16 protein-coding genes are annotated in these 17,465 nt (G+C 71.5%); 13 read left to right on the plus strand and 3 right to left on the minus strand.

The genetic code is table 11. The annotated features are described in order from the left end of the window. Nucleotides 1–10 precede the first annotated feature (10 nt). Complete coding sequence (locus tag WMF46_RS18915; RefSeq protein WP_437986887.1) at nucleotides 11–910, minus strand: LysR family transcriptional regulator; 900 nt, start codon at nucleotides 908–910, stop codon at nucleotides 11–13. A 49-nt stretch (nucleotides 911–959) separates the two neighbouring features. On the opposite strand from WMF46_RS18915, the gene WMF46_RS18920 reads away from it, so the two are divergent. Next, nucleotides 960–1,676 carry an SDR family oxidoreductase gene (locus WMF46_RS18920; protein WP_437986888.1) on the plus strand — a complete coding sequence of 239 codons (717 nt, stop codon included), beginning with the start codon at nucleotides 960–962 and terminating at the stop codon, nucleotides 1,674–1,676. 287 nt (nucleotides 1,677–1,963) lie between these two features. After that, nucleotides 1,964–2,902 (plus strand): fibro-slime domain-containing protein, encoded by a 939-nt coding sequence (locus tag WMF46_RS18925; protein WP_437986889.1) that lies wholly within the window; start codon nucleotides 1,964–1,966, stop codon nucleotides 2,900–2,902. An 84-nt stretch (nucleotides 2,903–2,986) separates the two neighbouring features. On the opposite strand, the gene WMF46_RS18930 is transcribed toward WMF46_RS18925, so the two are convergent. Further along, nucleotides 2,987–3,391 carry a hypothetical protein gene (locus WMF46_RS18930; protein WP_437553661.1) on the minus strand — a complete coding sequence of 135 codons (405 nt, stop codon included), beginning with the start codon at nucleotides 3,389–3,391 and terminating at the stop codon, nucleotides 2,987–2,989. A gap of 303 nt (nucleotides 3,392–3,694) precedes the next feature. Here WMF46_RS18930 and WMF46_RS18935 point away from each other — a divergent pair, with 303 nt between their 5' ends. Then, complete coding sequence (locus WMF46_RS18935) at nucleotides 3,695–4,528, plus strand: class I SAM-dependent methyltransferase (RefSeq protein WP_437986890.1); 834 nt, start codon at nucleotides 3,695–3,697, stop codon at nucleotides 4,526–4,528. Nucleotides 4,529–4,588: 60 nt separating this feature from the next. Here the strand turns inward: WMF46_RS18935 and WMF46_RS18940 are convergent, their stop codons facing one another. After that, complete coding sequence (locus WMF46_RS18940) at nucleotides 4,589–6,100, minus strand: GH1 family beta-glucosidase (RefSeq protein ID WP_437986891.1); 1,512 nt, start codon at nucleotides 6,098–6,100, stop codon at nucleotides 4,589–4,591. Nucleotides 6,101–6,220: 120 nt separating this feature from the next. Here WMF46_RS18940 and WMF46_RS18945 point away from each other — a divergent pair, with 120 nt between their 5' ends. From WMF46_RS18945 to WMF46_RS18990, 10 genes are all read left to right on the plus strand, one after another. After that, nucleotides 6,221–7,189 carry a quinone oxidoreductase family protein gene (locus WMF46_RS18945; protein ID WP_437986892.1) on the plus strand — a complete coding sequence of 323 codons (969 nt, stop codon included), beginning with the start codon at nucleotides 6,221–6,223 and terminating at the stop codon, nucleotides 7,187–7,189. 199 nt (nucleotides 7,190–7,388) lie between these two features. Further along, the gene (locus tag WMF46_RS18950) at nucleotides 7,389–7,748 is read left to right on the plus strand and encodes a glutaredoxin domain-containing protein (protein ID WP_437553672.1); all 360 of its coding nucleotides are present in this window, start codon (nucleotides 7,389–7,391) and stop codon (nucleotides 7,746–7,748) included. 260 nt (nucleotides 7,749–8,008) lie between these two features. After that, nucleotides 8,009–8,929: an ABC transporter permease gene (locus WMF46_RS18955; RefSeq protein ID WP_012236088.1), complete on the plus strand. Its 921-nt coding sequence runs from the start codon at nucleotides 8,009–8,011 to the stop codon at nucleotides 8,927–8,929. Nucleotides 8,930–8,931: 2 nt separating this feature from the next. Next, a complete protein-coding gene (locus WMF46_RS18960) occupies nucleotides 8,932–9,993 on the plus strand; it encodes an ABC transporter permease (protein ID WP_437986893.1) in 1,062 nt (353 codons plus the stop codon). 48 nt (nucleotides 9,994–10,041) lie between these two features. Next, a complete protein-coding gene (locus WMF46_RS18965; RefSeq protein ID WP_437538075.1) occupies nucleotides 10,042–11,055 on the plus strand; it encodes an ABC transporter ATP-binding protein in 1,014 nt (337 codons plus the stop codon). Further along, on the plus strand, nucleotides 11,052–12,068 hold the full coding sequence (locus tag WMF46_RS18970; RefSeq protein ID WP_437986894.1) for an ABC transporter ATP-binding protein: 1,017 nt from the start codon (nucleotides 11,052–11,054) through the stop codon (nucleotides 12,066–12,068). The genes WMF46_RS18965 and WMF46_RS18970 overlap by 4 nt, the downstream gene beginning before the upstream one ends. A gap of 125 nt (nucleotides 12,069–12,193) precedes the next feature. Further along, nucleotides 12,194–13,660 (plus strand): hypothetical protein, encoded by a 1,467-nt coding sequence (locus WMF46_RS18975; protein ID WP_437986895.1) that lies wholly within the window; start codon nucleotides 12,194–12,196, stop codon nucleotides 13,658–13,660. A gap of 124 nt (nucleotides 13,661–13,784) precedes the next feature. Next, complete coding sequence (locus WMF46_RS18980) at nucleotides 13,785–14,135, plus strand: BolA family protein (RefSeq protein ID WP_437978518.1); 351 nt, start codon at nucleotides 13,785–13,787, stop codon at nucleotides 14,133–14,135. 14 nt (nucleotides 14,136–14,149) lie between these two features. Continuing rightward, nucleotides 14,150–14,962, plus strand: a complete 813-nt coding sequence (locus WMF46_RS18985; RefSeq protein ID WP_437986896.1) for a metallophosphoesterase family protein — start codon at nucleotides 14,150–14,152, stop codon at nucleotides 14,960–14,962. 300 nt (nucleotides 14,963–15,262) lie between these two features. Further along, entirely contained in the window at nucleotides 15,263–17,446 is a 2,184-nt protein-coding gene (locus WMF46_RS18990; protein WP_437986897.1) for a hypothetical protein, read from the plus strand. Nucleotides 17,447–17,465: the final 19 nt, after the last annotated feature.

Genomic DNA, 17,465 nt, shown 5'->3' on the forward strand with positions numbered 1-17,465 from the left:
GCCGGGGCGGTCAGCGGTGCTTCATCACCCAGTCGATCGCCAGCCGCACCCGCGTGGAGAGCAGCCGCCGCGACGGGTACACCGCGAAGAGCTCGCGGGGCTCGACCGTGCGCCCCGTGATCGTGAGCTCGACGAGCGCCTTGCCCTGCTGCTCGATCACCTCGCGGGGCGCGCAGACCACGCCGAGCCCCTGCGCCGCGGCGGCGATCGCCACCCGCGGATCGTTCACGCAGAACTGCGCGCGCGGCCGGACCTCCTCGATGGAGCCGTCCCGCCGGCGAAGGCGCCATGTGGCGCCCGGGTGGCTCAGGACCGCGGGCACGGACCCGAGCGACGCGCGCGCGAGCCGCGAGCGGCCCTCGAGCGCGTCCTGCGCGAGGCGCGGCGACGCGGCCAGCGCGTACGGGAGCGACCACAGGCGCCGCGCCACGAGGTCGGCGTCCTGAACGGGCCCGGCGCGGAAGGCGAGATCGATGCCCTCCTCGACCAGGGGGACGACCGCGTTCGTGAGCGTGAGCTCCAGCGACAGGCGCGGGTGCCGGGCGGCGAAGGAGAACAGCGCCGGCGCGATCCGCTGCGCGCCCGTCATCACGGGCGCCGTCACCCGGAGCCTGCCCGCGGGCTCGTCCTCCCGATCCGCGGCCCGGTCGAGGACCGAGCCGAGCTCGTCGAGCAGCGGCCCGGCGCGCTCGATCAGCCGGGCGCCCTCGCCGGTGAGGCCGACCCGGCGTGAGGTGCGCTGGAGCAGCCGCACCCCCAGCGCCTCCTCCAGCTGCGCCACCCGGCGGCTCACGGTGCTCGTGGGCACCCCCGTGCGGCGCGCCGCCTCGACGAAGCTCAGGTGGTGAGCGACGGCCGCGAAGAGGCGCACGTCCTCGATGGAGATCATCCCGCTCATGAGACGGAGCATGCCACAGCATCCCATGGTTTGCCCGAGGCGCGCGCGCTACGCCTCGCTCATGCACCTTGAAGATCAGCATGTCGTCGTCATCGGTGGCTCGTCGGGCATCGGCCTCGGCGTGGCCAGGGCCTGCCTCGAGCGCGGCGCGTCTCTGACCGTCGTGAGCCGCTCGCGCGAGCGCCTCGTGGGCGCCGCGGCCGAGCTCGGGGAGCCGCGCCGGGTGCGCACCTTCGCGGCCGACGCGACGCAGGAGGCCGAGGTGCGGAGTCTGTTCAACGAGCATCCGCCGGCGCGCCATGTGGTGGTGACGGCGGTGGAGGGGCACTATCAGCCGATTCGCGCGCTGGACATCGCCGCGGCGCGCCGCGTGATCGACTCGAAGCTCGTCGCGGCCCTCCACGTCGCCAAGCACGCGCGGATCGAGCCGGGCGGCTCGCTCACGTTCACGGCCGGGATCGCGGCGGAGCGGCCGGGGCCCGGCGGGGCGGTCGTGGCCGCGGTGAACGGCGCGCTCATGGCGCTCGTGCGCGCCCTGGCCGTGGAGCTCGCGCCGGTGCGCGTGAACGCGCTGTCGCCGGGCTGGGTCGACACGCCGGTCTGGGACTCCCTCGCGGGCGGCGCCAAGCAGGAGCGCTTCGCGCAGCACGCGCGCCGCCTCCCGGTCGGGCGCGTCGGCGCGCCCGCGGACATCGCCCACGCCGCGCTCTTCCTCATGGGAAACGGGTTCACCACGGGCGAGGTGCTGCGCGTCGACGGGGGACACCGCCTCGTCTGAGCCTGAGCCCGCCCATGGTGGTGGCCGGATTCGACAGGTGCGCAACGCGAGCGCAACGCGAGCGCAACGCGAGCGCAACGCGAAACAAGCGACGGCAAGCGAGGGAAGCAAGAAAAGCGCGGGGAGCGAGGGAGGCGCGCCGCAGCCGCCGCCTGGTCCATCGAACAAGGCATGTTCCCCGCGCTTGCAGCAACACTTGCGGCAACGCTTCACCACGCGATCGCCAGGAGACGTGGTTGACAAAAGCCGCGAAATATGGTTGTTCTTCTGCTCCCTAGGAGTGCACCATGTACCCTCGTTCTTTCTTTCTTCTGACCTTCGCAGCGGTAGCCCTGGCGTGCTCTTCGACGCCCGACGAGAGCAGCGGCCCGACCTCCGGGTCCGGCGGCAGCAGCGGGACGCCCGCGAGCAGCGGCGGGACGCCGACGAGCGGCGTTAGCAGCTCGACCGGCGACGACTTCGGGACCATCACGGGGGGCAACGCGAGCGCCGGCGCAGGCGGCGCAGGCGGCAGCGATTGCAAGAGCGTCCTCGATGTCACGTATCGCGACTTCAAGGAGACGCACCCCGACTTCGAGATGGCGAACTTCAGGGGCGACGTCGTCCGCCGCCAGCTCATCAAGCCGACGCTCGACGGCGACCTGAAGCCGCAGTTCCTCGACTCCGTTGGCTGCTTCGCGGACATGGAGACACCGCTCGGCTGCAGGGACGGTGTCGGCAATCAGAAGACCATCACGAGCGAGGACAGCTTCAACCAGTGGTACCGGGACGCGGCGGGCGTGAACATGACGTTCACCAAGGAGCTCGCGCTCGAGGAGTCGTCGCCCGGATCGGGGCAGTACGTGTTCGACAGCGCGGATTTCTTCCCGCTGGCGCCGGAGGAGGGGTTCGGGATCACCCCGCCCAACAACGGCAAACGACAGAACTTCCTCTTCACCACCGAGATCCACCTGATGTTCGGCTACGTCGCCGGTCAGACGTTCACCTTCCGGGGCGACGACGACATCTGGATCTTCATCAACGGCAAGCTCGCGCTCGATCTCGGCAGCATGCACGGGCCGGAGACGGGGGTCATCGACTTCGATGCCCAGGCCCAGGATCTCGGCATCTTCCCGGGCAACAGCTACGCGATGGACATCTTCCACGCGGAGCGGCACACCGACGGGTCGAACTTCCGCATCGAGACCAACATCTCGTGCTTCGTGCCCGTCGACATCCCGCTGTGAGGCGTCCGGGCTCGCCCCGCGCCCTCTCGCAGGCCTGAGCCCGGCATCCGACCGCGAGGCACACGCCGCGAGCGTGCAGGCGATTCAGACGTCGAGCGCGATGTTGTTGGGGTTGGCAGCGTCGATCTTGACCGGCACGACGAGGCCCGGCTGCACGCGCGGGATCGCCATCTGATGGATGACCGCGAGGATGGCCGCGCGGTAGGGCGGCGCGTTCGGGCGATACACCTCGAGGTCGACCCGGCACTGCGGCTGGTAGTTGATCATCGTGCCGGTGGGCTGGACGACGAGCACGCGGGCCTGCGCGGGCAGGCCCGTCATGCGGAGGTTGGCCGCCGCCGTCTGGGCCTGGATCATCTCGTTCGCGCCCGCGAGCATCTTGTTCGCGTTCTTCATCATGGGCAGAAAGACGGTGACGAACACCACGGCCATGACGCCCAGCACGACGAGGGTGATCACGATTCCTAAGAGGGGACCGGCGATCGACATGGGAGCCTCCACACGACTGCGTTGACGGGCCGGCGGTCGGCGGAGCGTGGGGGAGGACCCCGAGCTGCGCGTCGCGCCGGCGAGGGAGCGACCGATGCCACGGGGCTCCTCCGCGATCACCAGGGGAGCACGAAAGGGCTCCAGCGACAATCCTGCGGAGCGCGCCGCCGTCGCCGTGGCCTGGCCGCGGGAGAGGTGCGGCGATCGAAAAAGAGGCCAGATCCACCGAAAGCGCCGCCAGTGACGTGCTCCTCGGACGGTGACAGGCTCCTCTCCCATGAACGATGACAAGAGGAATGGCCGATGACCAAACGCGTTGAGCCACTCAACTTCAGCGACGAAGCGCACTGGACCGCCATGGCGGCCAGCTACGAGCGCTGGGCCGAGCCGTTGACGGCGGGCTTCGCGCGCGCGGCGCTGTCGCTGGCGGGCGGGATCGGGCACGGCGAGCGCGTGCTCGACGTCGCCGCAGGGACGGGCGCCCTGGCGCTGGCCGCGGCCGAGGCGGGCGCGCGCGTGCTCGCGACCGATCTCTCGCGCGGCATGGCGGCGCGCCTGCGCGAGCGACTGCAGCCCTTCGCAGGGAGCGAGGCGCGGGTGATGGACGGGCAGGCGCTGGAGGTCGAGGACGCGACCTTCGATGTGAGCTGCTCCGTGTTCGGCGTCATGATGTTTCCCGACTGGCGCCGCGGCATGGCCGAGCTCGTCCGCGCGACCCGGCCCGGGGGCCGTGTCGTCGTGGCGGCCTGGTCGAGCCCGGAGGGGGCAGGCCCGGCGCCGCTCTTCCTGCAGGCCTATCGCCGCACCTTCCCGGAGGCGCCGCTCCAGCCGCCGCCCCAGGGCATGACGGTGCTGTGCTCGCTGGAGGGCCTGAAGGCCGAGCTGCTCGGGGCCGGGTGCGGCGAGGTCGCCGTGCACACGGTCGACGGCGCATGGGGCGGAGCTTCGGTGGACCACGTGATGGCGGATCTCGACGAGATCCTGCGCTTCATGCACATCTACGTCGCGCTGGACGCCGACGGGCGCGCTCGGCTACGCGGACCGCTGCGGGCCGCCATCGAGTCTTTCGCCGAACCAGGCGGGGCCGTGCGTGTCCCGGTGACGGCGAACATCGCGATCGGCCGCAAACCCCGCTGACCAAGGAATGCAGCGCGGCCCGCGCGGCCCGGGGTGGGACCGGGCCGCGGGCCGCCGGGATCAGCCGGTCACGTTGTCCCACGCGACGGCTGTCGGCCCGAGGAGCGAGCGCCCGCCGGTCGCGATGACCTGTCGGTACCAGGAGAACGAGTCCTTCGGGATCCGTCGCTGCGTCGCGTAATCGACGTAGACCAGACCGAAGCGATCCTTGTAGCCCTCGGCCCACTCGAAGTTGTCGAGGAGCGACCAGGCCCAGTACCCGACGACCGGGACGCCCTCCTCGACGGCCCGCGCCAGGCCGAGCAGGTACCGGTGCATGACGTCGATGCGCTTCGGGTCGTGCACCTTGCCGTCGAGGAAGACCTGGTCCCGCGTCGCCAGGCCGTGCTCGGTGATCCCGATGGGCAGCTTGTACCGCTCCCAGAAGTACCTCGATCCCCAGTAGAGCGTGCTGGGGACGATCTGCAGCCAGTCGAGCGTCCCGCGCGGGTAGCCCGGCGGGGAGACGACGCGCTCCGGCCTGCCGTCCTTGCCCTGCCGCCACGTGCCCGCCGAGTACATGTTGAGCCCGAGGTAGTCGATCGGCCGCTTGATCTGGTCGAAGTCGCTTGCGGGGAACTCGGGCATGTCGTCGCCGAAGAGCCGGAGGCCGCTCTCCGGATACCGCCCCTCGAGCACCGGACAGATCCACCAGGCGTTGTTCCAGGGGTTCTTGTCATAGACCGAGAAGATCGCCTCGCGCGCCGCCTCGATGTCCGCCGGGTCCTCGGTCGCCGGGCGCTGCACCTGGGTGGCGAGCACATAGCCGATCTTCGCCGCCGTGGCCGCGGCGCGCAGGGCGTCCACCTGCTTGCCGTGCGCCCGCATCTGGTTGTGGGCGGCGGTCAGGTACTCCCGGTAGGGGAGCTTGAGCCCGGGGGCGAAGACCCCGTTGAGGAGCGCGTTGCCGATGAACGCCTGCGGCTCGTTCTGCGTCACCCACCAGGGCACGCGATCGCCGAGCCGCCGGGCGACGACGGTCGTGTAGTCCGCGAACCAGTCGGCGACGTCGCGCTGGAGGAACCCGCCGCGATCCTGGAGCGCCTGGGGGAAGTCCCAGTGGAAGAGCGTGCACATGGGCACGATGCCGGCGCGGAGGAGCTCGTCGACGAGGCGATCGTAGAAGTCGAGCCCCTTCGCGTTGACCTTGCCCGTGCCGTCCGGGAGGACCCGATTCCACGAGACGCTGAAGCGGTAGCTCTTGACCCCGAGCTCGGCGAGCAGCCCGACATCTTCCTTGTAACGGTGGTAGTGGTCGCAGGCGACGTCTCCCGTGTGCCCTTCGAAGACCTTCCCAGGGGTCTTCGAGAAGACGTCCCACACGGAGGGCGTCCGGCCATCCTCGCTGGCGGCGCCTTCGATCTGGTAGGCCGCGGTGGCCGTGCCCCACAGGAAGTCCGCGGGAAACGGCGCGGCCGTCGCGTTTGCTCGGCCCGTGCCGGCCGAGGCGGCGGTCACAGGCGGGGGCGCGGAGGAGGGCGAGGCGGGAGAGGCGTTGCTCGCGGGGAGCGACTCGGAAGGATGGAGAGCCATGGAGGCATCATCCACGGCGTGCGCGGGACAGCAATGGGTTCGATGCGCGTCGGCTTCGATGCGCGTCGATGATCGCGCCGGTCGCTTGACGGCCCAGCGCGGCTCGACAACATGGGCGGCATGCTCGCGATCCGACCGAAAGCCGCAGGCGGCCCCGAGGTGATGACGCTGGAGGAGCTCCCAACGCCGACGCCGGGCCCGGGGGAAGCCGTGGTCCGCGTCGAGGCCGCGGGGGTGAACTTCATCGACATCTACCAGCGGAGCGGCCAGTACAAGCTAGAGCCGCCCATCCCGCTCGGCCTCGAGGGCGCGGGGCGCGTCGAGGCGGTGGGGCCGTCCGTCACCGAGGTGAGGGAAGGGGACGAGGTCGCGTGGACCGGCGGCCCCGGATCGTACGCGACCCACGTCCGGATCCCGGTCTCGAAGCTCGTCCCCGTGCCCGCGGGCGTCGGCGCGAGGCGCGCCGCCGCCGCGATGCTCCAGGGCATCACGGCGCAGTACCTCGTGCGCTCCACGTTCCCGCTCGGCACCGGCCACACGTGCCTCATCCACGCGGCCGCGGGCGGGGTCGGCCTCCTCCTGTGCCAGATGGCGAAGCGCCTCGGCGCGCGCGTGATCGGCACCGTCTCGACCGAGGAGAAGGCGCGCCTCGCGCGAGACGCGGGCGCCGACGAGGTGATCCTGTACACAAAGGCCGATTTCGAGGCCGAGGCGCGCCGGCTCACGGGCGGCGCCGGCGTCCACGTCATCTACGACGGCGTGGGGAGCGACACGTTCGCGAAGGGCCTGGGCGCGCTCCGCCTGCGCGGCACGATGGTGCTCTTCGGCCAGTCGAGCGGCCCGGTGCCGTCGTTCGACCCGCAGATCCTGAACCAGAAGGGGTCGCTCTACCTCACGCGGCCGAGCCTCGGCCACTACACAGCGACGCGCGAGGAGCTGCTCGAGCGCTCCGCCGACGTGCTTGGCTCGATCGCGCGCGGCGAGCTCACGATCTCGATCGGCGCCACGTACCCCCTCGCCGACGCGGCGGAGGCGCACCGCGCGCTCGCCGGGCGGGCGACGACGGGGAAGGTGCTGCTCATCCCGTAACGGACGGAATCGTCGCGCGGAGGCGCGATTCGAGGCACCGAGGAGCTGGGGAGTTCGGCCCCGCTGCGGGAGCTCGTGTCTCTCTGGTTCACCCTCTGGCGTGCAGACGTGCGCCGTACGCGAGCCGTCTCCGGCCAATCCGGCCGTTGACCGTGTCGTCTTCGGGCCGGTACGCTCCCGGCGCGGAGGTGCTCATTCCATGGCCGAACGTCCCACGCTTGCTCCCGAGAAGATCTCGGACACGGTGAAGTCGCAGATCGCCGGATTTCATCGGTCCATCATCGACGAGGTCGCGGCGGCGGTGAGCCGCGACCGGGTGGTCGTCGTCGGGATGGCCCAGAATCCCTTCGTGAAGAAGGCGCGCCAGCTGCTCGACGGAGAGGGCGTGAAATATACCTACCTGGAGTACGGGAGTTACCTCTCCAGGTGGAAGGAGCGGCTCGCCATCAAGCTCTGGGCGGGCTTTCCGACGTTCCCGATGGTGTTCGTCGGCGGGGTCCTCGAAGGCGGCTACGCGGAGCTCGTGAAGCTCCGCGACCAGGGCAAGCTCAAGGGCTAGCCGTGAACAGGCGCGCATGAACGCGGGACACAGCGCGCAGGCCGCCTCGGCCGCGGCGCTTCGCGCGACGCGAAACGCCGCGGTCGACCGGCGGTTCCGTGATATGCGGGAGGTCGCGGCGCGCGCTCGCGGCGATCGCGGCGGTCGCCGCGCTGAAGGAAGGCAGCACGGAGGCACCTCGTGACATCGCTCGGGATCCACGGAAGGCGGCGGGATGACGGAGCGGACGGCGCGGCCCGACGGCCGGGAGGCGGCGCGCCGTGAGCTCGTACGCCATCAAGCGGCTGCTCTCCATCATTCCCACGCTCTTCCTCGTCGCCACCCTGGTGTTCGTCCTTGTGCGCATCGTGCCGGGCGGCCCGTTCGACCAGGAGCGGGCCGTGCCCGTCGAGGTCCAGCGGCAGCTCGACGCCAAGTACCACCTGAACGATCCGGTGCTGAAGCAGTATGGCGACTGGCTCCTTGCGCTCGTCACCCGAGGCGACCTGGGCCCGACGTTCAAGTACCCGAACCGCACCGTCAACGAGATCATCGCGCTCAGCCTGCCCGTGTCGATGCAGCTCGGTTGCTGGGCGATGCTCTTCGCCCTCGCGACGGGCATCCCGCTCGGCATCATCGGCGCGATCCGCCAGAACACCTGGAAGGACACGGCGGCCATGGGGGTCGCCATGGTCGGCCTCAGCGTGCCGCGGTACGTGCTCGCCCCGCTGCTCATGCTCGTCTTCTCGCTCAAGCTCTACTGGTTCCCTGTGGCGCGCTGGGAGACGTGGCGGCACATGGTGCTGCCCGTCATCTGCGCCGGGCTCCCGGTCGCGGCCTACATCGCCCGGCTGACGCGCGGCGGGATGCTCGAGGTGATCCGCTCGGATTTCATCCGCACCGCCCGCGCCAAGGGGCTCTCCGAGCGCAAGGTCGTCCTCAAGCACGCGCTCCGGGGCGGGCTGCTCCCGGTCGTGAGCTTCCTCGGCCCCGGCTTCAGCGGCCTGCTCGTCGGCTCCCTCGTCGTCGAGAAGATCTTCAACATCCCCGGCATGGGCCGCTACTTCGTCGAGGCGGCCACGAACCGCGACTACAACCTCGTGATGGGGGTCATGCTCGTCTACGGCTTCCTGCTCATGCTCTTCAACGCGATCGTCGACGTGGCGTACGCCTTCATCGACCCGCGGGTGGAGCTGCGCTGACCATGCTCCACGCCGCCCTCCCGCAGCCCGCCGCCCCCGGCGATCCGCCCGCCGCGCCTGTCAACGCGGGCGGCGCGGGCGGCGCGGCGCCGAGCCCGGCCGGCCCGCTGCGGCTCGACGAGCTGGAGCAGGGATCGAGCCTCGGCCGCGACGCGTGGCGGCGGCTCCGGAAGAACCGCGCCGCGGTCGCCTGCGGCGTCGTGCTCATCGCGATGATCCTCGCCTGCATCCTCGTGCCCGAGCTGTCGAGCTACCGGTACGACAAGGCGGATCTCAAGCTCGGCGCGCAGCCCCCGTCGCTCGCCCACTGGATGGGCACCGACTACTTCGGCCGCGACCTGATGGCCCGCGTCTTCTTCGGCGGGCGCATCTCGTTCGCCGTCGGCATCGTCGCGACGCTCGTGAGCTTCGTCATCGGCGTGAGCTGGGGCGGGGTAGCCGGGTACTTCGGCGGCAAGGTCGACGCGATCATGATGCGCATCGTGGACGTGCTCTACACGTTCCCGTTCCTCATCCTCGTCATCCTGCTGATGGTCTTCTTCGCGAACGACCAGACGGTCCTCTACCGCGCCTGGAAGGTAGCGCTCGGCCTCTTCGTCAAGGAGCCTTCAGACCCGAGCTATTTCCCCATCTTCCAGATCGTCGTCGTCTTCGCGGCCCTCGGCGGCATCTCCTGGCTCACCATGGCCCGCATCGTCCGCGGCCAGGTCATCGCGCTGCGCGGCCAGCCGTTCATCGAGTCGGCGCGCTCGATCGGCGTCGGGCACGCCGCGCTGATTTTCCGGCACCTCGTGCCGAACGCGGTCGGCCCGATCATCGTCTACACGACGCTCACCATCCCCGAGGTGATGATGACCGAGGCGTTCCTGAGCTTCCTCGGCCTCGGCACGCAGGAGCCGCTGTCGAGCTGGGGCCTGCTCGCCTCCACCGGCGCCGACGCGATGGACCTCTTCCCCTGGCAGCTCGTCTTCCCGGCGCTGATGCTCGCGCTCACGCTGATCTGCTTCAACTTCCTCGGCGACGGGCTCCGCGACGCCCTGGATCCTCGCATCCGAAAGGACTGAAGGGCGCCGCGCTCCCTCCTCCGGGACACGCGCGTACCCGCACGGACCATGCTGCTCGAGGTCAAGAACCTGAAGACCCACTTCTTCACCGAGGAGGGGGTGGTCCGCGCGGTCGATGGCATCTCCTTCAGCCTCGATCGCGGAGAGGTCCTCGGCATCGTCGGCGAGTCCGGCTCGGGCAAGAGCGTGACGAGCCTCTCCCTCCTGCGGCTCATCCCCGACCCGCCTGGCAGGATCGTCGGCGGCCAGATCCTTCTCGAGTCCGAGGGCGGTGTCGTCGAGGACCTCGTGGAGGCGAGCGAGGCGCGGATGGAGCGCGTCCGCGGCGACCGGATCGCGATGATCTTCCAGGATCCGATGACGTCGCTGAACCCTTACCTCCGGGTGAGCGAGCAGCTCATCGAGGTGCTGGAGCTCCACCGCCGCATGGGCCGCGCCGAGGCGCGCCGGCGCAGCGTCGAGATGCTGCAGGCGGTCGGGATCCCCGCGGCGGCGTCGCGGATCGACGACTACCCGCACCAGCTCTCGGGCGGGATGCGGCAGCGCGTGATGATCGCGATGGCGCTCCTGTGCGACCCCGATCTGCTGATCGCCGACGAGCCGACGACGGCGCTCGACGTCACGATCCAGGCGCAGATCCTGGACCTGATCGGGGAGCGGAAGGAGGCGCTCGGCGCGGCCGTCCTCCTCATCACGCACGACCTCGGCGTGGTGGCGAAGATGGCCGATCGCGTCGCGGTCATGTACGCCGGGCGCATCGTCGAGGAGGGCCCCGTCGGCGCCATCTTCCACGCGGCCCGGCACCCGTACACCATCGGCCTGTCGCGCTCGATCCCGCGGCTCGACGACGCGCGCGGCGCGGATCTCGTCCCCATCCCCGGGATGCCGCCCTCGCTCGCGCGCCTGCCGCCGGGCTGCCCGTTCCACCCGCGCTGCGCGCACGCGATCGCGGCGTGCCGGGAGGAGGCGCCGCCGCCGCGCGTCGTCTCGGGCGAGGGCAACAGGAAGGCGCTGCACGTCGTGCGGTGCCACGTCGAGGACGTCGCAGGACGAGCGCCATGACCACCGCCCGAACCCCCCCGCCGCTGCTCTCGGTGCGCGATCTCAAGGTCCACTTCCCGGTGCGCCGCGGCCTGCTCCAGCGGCAGGTCGGCACGGTGCGCGCGGTCGACGGCGTCTCGTTCGACGTCGACCGCGGCGCGACGCTGGGCCTCGTCGGCGAGTCCGGCTGCGGCAAGTCGACGACGGGCCGGGGCATCCTCCGCCTCGTCCCGCCCACGTCCGGGAGCGTGAAGATCGACGGCCAGGAGATCCTGACGCTCGAGCCGGGCGCGCTGCGGAAGGCGCGCCGCGAGATGCAGATGATCTTCCAGGACCCGTACGCGAGCCTGAACCCGCGCATGACGGTCCACGACCTCGTCGCCGAGCCGCTCTCCACCCACGGCCTCGTCTCGTCGCGCGACGAGGCGCTGCGCGAGGTGGCGCGCCTCATGGAGCTCGTCGGGCTCTCGCCCTCGTACATGCGGCGCTATCCGCACGAGTTCTCCGGCGGCCAGCGGCAGAGGATCGGCATCGCCCGCGCGCTCGCCCTGAAGCCGAAGCTCGTGATCGCGGACGAGCCGGTCAGCGCGCTCGACGTGAGCATCCAGGCCCAGATCGTCAACCTGCTCGCGTCGCTCCAGCGCGAGCTCTCGCTCACGTACGTGTTCGTCGCGCACGACCTCGCCGTGGTCCGCCACCTGTCAAGCGAGATCGCGGTGATGTACCTCGGCCGGATCGTGGAGCGCGCTCGCCCGGACGAGCTCTTCCGTTCACCGCAACATCCGTACACGCAGGCCCTGCTTTCGGCGATCCCGATCCCGGATCCCGACGTGGAGCGCACGCGCCGCCGCCTGCCCCTCGTCGGCGAGGTGCCGAGTCCGCTGAACCCGCCGTCAGGATGCCATTTTCACACACGCTGTCCCTATACGATGGACCGGTGCAGCGCCGAGGCCCCTCCTCTGGAGGAGCGTCGCCCTGGGCACTGGGCCGCCTGCCATCTCACCGAGTTGCCCACGGCACCTACGCATCCGTGATGTGATCCGGCGGCGCGCACTACCCCACATCGGCTGAGCTCGTTGTCCAGACATGACGTGGAATGTCCGATGACAGGATTTTCCTGACCTCGGGGTGCGGCAGGGGGGTTAGGATCCTGGGACCGATGCCGCGAATCTCTGACGCCACGCTTCGCGCCCAGATCCCGACGGCCCTTCTCATCGGCGGCGATCAGGCGTTGCTCCAGCGCTGCCAGACGGCGGCGATGGATGTGGGGATCATCGTCAAGGCGTGCCCGGTATCGATGGCCGCCGCGCTCGCGGAAGAGCGTCGGCCGGTGGTCATCGTGGTCACGTCGTCGACTTACGCGCTCGCTCCCGAGGCGTTCGAGGAGATCGCGCGCGACGTGGTCAGCACGCTCGTGCGGGTCGACGAGGCGATGGTGGACGACGATCTCGGGGCGCTGCTGGCCACGGCGGCGCGCGAGAGCCGCAAGCAGCGCTCGCGGCAGCAGACGCCCGGTCGCTACTCGATGATGCCGGCGGACGAGAGCGCGTCGGTGCCGCGGTCGGAGCGCTTGACCATCGGGGTGATGAAGGCGGACCCGGCGTCGCGGCGCGATCCCGAGGCGACGCCGCTGCCGCGCTCGGGGCCGCGCAGCGCGGGCGCGCAGGCGCCTCGCAGCGCAGGAGCGCAGGAGCTCGCGTACCGCGAGCGCGTGGCGGCTGCCGTGGCTGCGCAGCGGCCGGAGCGCTCACGTGCGGAGGCGCCGGGGGAGGCGGCGTACCGCCCGCGCGAGGCGCCGGTGCCGCGCTCGGAGCGCCTGGGGGTCATGGTGGGGCCGCCCTCGTCGCGGGCGCGCCGTGAGCTGCCCGCTCCGACGCCGCTCCCGCCGCCGCCGGCCGCTGGCCCGGTGGTTGCGCGCCGGGACGCGTCCAGGCCGGTGCAGGCATCGCCGGCGGCTGGAGCGTACGTGCGGCGGGATACGCCGCTGGCCGGCTCGCATCCGGCCGAGGCATACGTGCGGCGGGATACGCCGATGGCTGGCTCGCAGCAGGCCGGAGCGTACGCGCGTCGGGATGCGCCGGCCGCGACGTCTGCACGGCGCGAGGCGTCGGCACCGCTGTCGCAACGGGCCGTTCCGAGCTCGCGGCAGCAGGCCGGGGTGGTTCCACGTCGGGATACGCCGGCGGCGCATGCGCTTCCGCGGCAGGTGCCTCCGTCGCCTGCCGCGCAGCGCGACGCGCAGCCGTGGGAGCAGCGCGACGCGCAGCCGTGGGAGCAGCGCGACGCGCAGCCGTGGGAGCAGCGCGACGCGCAGCCGTGGGAGCAGCGCGACGCGCAGCCGTGGGAGCAGCGCGACGCGCAGCCGTGGGAGGAGAACATCGGCCTGCAGCCAGGCGCGGCACTCCCGCAGCGGGAGGCGCTCGCGATGGGCTCGCAGGACGGCGAGGCGCACGGCGGTCATTCCGCGTCGCCGCCGAGCTCCCATCGCGCGCCGCCGAGCTCCCATCGCGCGCCGCCGAGCTCCCATCAAGCGCCGCCGTCCTCTCGCAGAGCGCAGTTCCACGTCGACATCGCTCTCCTGTTCGATGAGCGAGGTCTGCCGCGCGCCGATCCGCAGGCGAAGTGACGCTCGGCCGGGGCGCGCCGGGCGGCTCATCCGTTGGCGGGGGCGCCGGGCGATCCCTTTGTCGGCGAGGGGCCGCGTCCCACGGGTGACCGGCGGCGCGGCGGAGGGTAAGCTTCGCGCGGCCATGACGACAGGGACGAAGCAGGAGTCGATCCACGGCAAGCTCGTTCGCGCGCTCGAGCCCGTGCACATCGAGGTGGAGAACGAGAGCCGCATGCACAGCGTGCCGGTGGGCTCGGAGACCCACTTCAAGGTGCTCGTGGTGAGCGAGGCATTCCGGGGCCTGAGCCCGCTCGATCGCCATCGCCGCGTCAACGACGTGGTGCGCGAGGAGTTCCGCTCCGGGCTGCACGCCCTGACGATCCGCGCGATGACGCCGGACGAGTGGGAGCGGCAGGGGGGCGCGGACTTCCGCTCTCCCCCGTGCCTGGGCGGCTCCAAGGCGGCGCCGGAGCCCGGCGCCAAGTCGGGCTGAGCGGCGAGGCGCGCATGGAGCTCGTCGTCGCCCTCGTCTCGGACCTGCACTTCGGCCCGGAGGCGTCGTTCGGGGGCAAGCTGCGCAAGCTCACGGGCGAGGCGCCCGAGCTGACCCGCGCCTTCGTGAAGCGGATGAACGAGGTCACGCGGCCCGATCTCGTCGTGAACCTGGGCGACGACATCGAGGACGAGGGGCCCGAGGCCGACCGGGAGCGCTACGGCGCCTGCATGGCCGCGCTCCGCGGCCTGAAGGCCGAGCTCTTCCACGTCGCCGGCAACCACGACGTGGTCCACCTGAGCGAGGCAGAGCTGCTGTCCGCCTGGGGCAGGCCCGAGGCGACGCGGCTCCACTACTCGTTCGATCGCGGCGGCTTCCATTTCACGGTCCTCCACACGCGCGAGCGCAAGGATCACGACATCTCGCTCGGGCCAGAGCAGCTCGCCTGGCTCGGCGACGACCTCGCGGCCTCCCCGCTGCCCAAGATCGTGCTGATGCACCACAGCGCGGCCGATCAGGATCTCCGGGGCAACCGCTGGTTCGAGGGGAGCCCGCACATCTGCCTCGTGCGCGAGCGGCGCGCGATGCGGAAGATCTTCGAGGAGCACGGCGTGCTCGCCGTCTTCAACGGCCACCTGCACTGGAACCACCTCGACGTGATCCGCGGCATCCCGTACGTGACGCTCCAGAGCCTGATCGAGAACCTCGACGACGACGCGCCGGGCCGCCCCGCCGCGGCGCACGCGGTCGTGCGGCTCGGCCCGAAGCGCATCGTGGTGGAGATCGAGGGCGCGGAGCGGGCGCGGTACCAGTTCGACCGGCGCTAGGGGGCGGAGCGCGCCCGAGCGGGGAAATTCACAGGGAGGCGAGGAGACGGGGAGATGCGTGGGATGTAACTCCCCGTCTCCCCGTCTCCCCGTGAATTTCCCCGAAAATCGAGGGAATGCTTCAGCGGGCGCCCACCGATTCGGCCGATGTCGCGAGCGCTGCGCGTCGCCGGCCTGTCGGGAATTGGCCGACAGGTGCGCTCCAATGCCCGGTTTCGATCGTCGGTTTCAGGCGTGCGTCGGATCGGAACTCCAATTGACAGCTCATTCCGGGGCGCTTTAGCGTTAACTCCGCCCCTCATGCGTCGCAACGACTCACGCCTCCGCCCCGCGCTCCTCCTCGCACTCGCCTTGTTCGGCGCCGATTGCGGTGACGATGCCATCTGTGCGCCAGGCGCCCTGTCCGCCTGTTTCCTCGCCGACGGGTCGCTCGGCGCGCAGCAGTGCAACGCGGAGGGCACCGCGTTCGGCGCGTGTGCCCCCGTGGCGAGCGGCTCTGGGCGAGGGTGCGAGCACCTCGGCGAAGCGTGCTGCCCCGCGCTCCCCGAAGAGCTCGTCGCGGGCTGCGACGCCGCCGCGAGCCAGGAGAACGACGCCGCGTGCGACGATTTCCTCGCGAGCGCCAACGCGGTCGATCTCTGCACCGGAGGGGCCGGCGAGGGTGGGGCGCCGGTGGTCCCCTATGGCCCGAGCTGCGCCGGCCTGCTCGACGCGTGCTGCGCGGCGCTGCCGGCGCAGCTCAGGGAAGCGTGCCACGCGACCGGATTCCGGGGCAATGAGCAGCTGTGTCACCGGTTCCTGGAGAGCGACGCCAAGGACAACGGCTTTTGCGCCGACGTCGACCCCGCGGCCGAGAGCTGCGGTTATCTGTCGGAGCGGTGCTGTCCCTCGCTCCCCGAGGGGGCGCGCGAGCGCTGCGCCGCCCTCGCGGGGGAGTCCGACGCGGCGCGGTGCCTCGACTACCTCGGCGGCGCGGCGGACGCGGGCCGCTGCCCGAGGCTCGCCCCGGACGAGCCGTTCAGCGCGGCCCCGTGCGAGGCGCTGCTCGATACGTGCTGCGGGACGCTCGAGCCGGAGCTCGCCTACGAGTGCGATCTGGCCGCGATGTCCGGCGTCCATGCCCGCTGCGAGGCGTTCACCGGCTCGATCCGCGCGTTCGGCCTCTGCCTCGACAGCGACGGCGCGGGGGGCGGCGGCGACGACTGCGGGGATACGTCGAGCGACGTGGACAACTGCGGGTTCTGCGGCAACGTCTGCGGCGACCAGCACGCGACGCCCTCGTGCGCGGCCGGCAGGTGCTCGCTCGCGTGCGACCTCGGCCACGCCGACTGCGACGACGAGCCGGCGAACGGCTGCGAGGCCGACGTCGAGGGCGACGCGGACAACTGCGGGGCCTGCGGCAACACCTGCAGCGCGCTCCACGCCGCCTCCACCTGCGTCGCGGGCGCCTGCGAGGTCGCGTGCGACGCGGGGTACGCCGACTGCGACGGCGACGCCTTCAACGGCTGCGAGGTCGCGCTCGCCTCGGATCCTTTCAATTGCGGCGCGTGCGGCAACGACTGCGCGGGCGGCCTCTGCGACGCCGGGGAGTGCGCCCCGGGCGCCACGTCGCTCGCCTCGGGCCTCGCGGTGCCGTCGGCCCTCGCCGTCGACAGCAGCGCCCTTTACCTTGTCGGCTTCCAGCACGCCGGCGGCATCGCCGTCCGCGTCGACAAGCTCTCCGGCGGCGCGACGTGCCTCGTCAACGGCGCTCCTCCCGGGGTCGTGGGCTGCAGCGCCGACCGCTTCGAGGACATCGCCCTGCTCGGCGCCGACGCCATCGTCACCGGGTCATCCGGCGTGCTCCGGTACCCCTTGTCGGGCGGCGCGGCGATCCCCCTCACCACCGCGATCCCCGACCCCTGGGCGGTCGTCACCGACGGCAGCGACGCCTGGTTCACCTCGCTCTCTCAGGGCGGGATCTACCGCATCGACGCCCTCACGAGCGGACAGCGCGCGCAGGAGATCACCGGCGTGTTCTCCGAGCCCGGGGGCGCGCTCGCGAGCGACGCGGAGCACCTCTACTGGTCCCGGACCGACGGCACCGTCGTGAAGCTCCGCAAGGACGGCACCGAGCGGCGCCAGATCGCGTCCGGCCAGGTGGTGGACACGACGAACCTCACGCCTCACACCCTCGCCGTCGACGCCGAACACCTCTTCTGGAGCAGCCCGAACGGGTTCGTATTCCGGCTCGCCAAGGACGGCGCCGACCTCACGGTGCTCGCCGACGATCAGCCGAACCCCGCCGGGATAGCCGTCGATCCAGGCGACGGCGGCGCTGTCTACTGGGCCAACCGCGTCGGCTCGATCCGCAAGGTCCCGAAGGCCGGCGGCGCCGTGACGACGCTCGCCGTCGGCCAGCTCGACGCGATCGCGATCGCCGTCGACGAGGCGTTCGTCTACTGGGCGACCCGGGCGGGGGACGTCCGCAAGATCGCGAAGTGAGCTGAAGAGCAGCCGGGAG

Origin of the sequence: Sorangium sp. So ce117 (assembly GCF_051524395.1) — a bacterium.
Lineage (GTDB): Bacteria > Myxococcota_A > Polyangia > Polyangiales > Polyangiaceae > Sorangium > Sorangium cellulosum_B.

What these genes read in the sequence shown, in the direction of transcription:
- WMF46_RS18980 (WP_437978518.1), top strand. Translation starts at nt 13,785, where the DNA reads ATGACGACAGGGACGAAGCAGGAGTCGATCCACGGCAAGCTCGTTCGC.
- WMF46_RS18940 (WP_437986891.1), bottom strand. Translation starts at nt 6,100, where the DNA reads ATGGCTCTCCATCCTTCCGAGTCGCTCCCCGCGAGCAACGCCTCTCCC.
- WMF46_RS18945 (WP_437986892.1), top strand. Translation starts at nt 6,221, where the DNA reads ATGCTCGCGATCCGACCGAAAGCCGCAGGCGGCCCCGAGGTGATGACG.
- WMF46_RS18970 (WP_437986894.1), top strand. Translation starts at nt 11,052, where the DNA reads ATGACCACCGCCCGAACCCCCCCGCCGCTGCTCTCGGTGCGCGATCTC.
- WMF46_RS18975 (WP_437986895.1), top strand. Translation starts at nt 12,194, where the DNA reads ATGCCGCGAATCTCTGACGCCACGCTTCGCGCCCAGATCCCGACGGCC.
- WMF46_RS18960 (WP_437986893.1), top strand. Translation starts at nt 8,932, where the DNA reads ATGCTCCACGCCGCCCTCCCGCAGCCCGCCGCCCCCGGCGATCCGCCC.
- WMF46_RS18925 (WP_437986889.1), top strand. Translation starts at nt 1,964, where the DNA reads ATGTACCCTCGTTCTTTCTTTCTTCTGACCTTCGCAGCGGTAGCCCTG.
- WMF46_RS18930 (WP_437553661.1), bottom strand. Translation starts at nt 3,391, where the DNA reads ATGTCGATCGCCGGTCCCCTCTTAGGAATCGTGATCACCCTCGTCGTG.
- WMF46_RS18965 (WP_437538075.1), top strand. Translation starts at nt 10,042, where the DNA reads ATGCTGCTCGAGGTCAAGAACCTGAAGACCCACTTCTTCACCGAGGAG.
- WMF46_RS18990 (WP_437986897.1), top strand. Translation starts at nt 15,263, where the DNA reads ATGCGTCGCAACGACTCACGCCTCCGCCCCGCGCTCCTCCTCGCACTC.
- WMF46_RS18915 (WP_437986887.1), bottom strand. Translation starts at nt 910, where the DNA reads ATGCTCCGTCTCATGAGCGGGATGATCTCCATCGAGGACGTGCGCCTC.
- WMF46_RS18985 (WP_437986896.1), top strand. Translation starts at nt 14,150, where the DNA reads ATGGAGCTCGTCGTCGCCCTCGTCTCGGACCTGCACTTCGGCCCGGAG.
- WMF46_RS18920 (WP_437986888.1), top strand. Translation starts at nt 960, where the DNA reads ATGCACCTTGAAGATCAGCATGTCGTCGTCATCGGTGGCTCGTCGGGC.
- WMF46_RS18950 (WP_437553672.1), top strand. Translation starts at nt 7,389, where the DNA reads ATGGCCGAACGTCCCACGCTTGCTCCCGAGAAGATCTCGGACACGGTG.
- WMF46_RS18935 (WP_437986890.1), top strand. Translation starts at nt 3,695, where the DNA reads ATGACCAAACGCGTTGAGCCACTCAACTTCAGCGACGAAGCGCACTGG.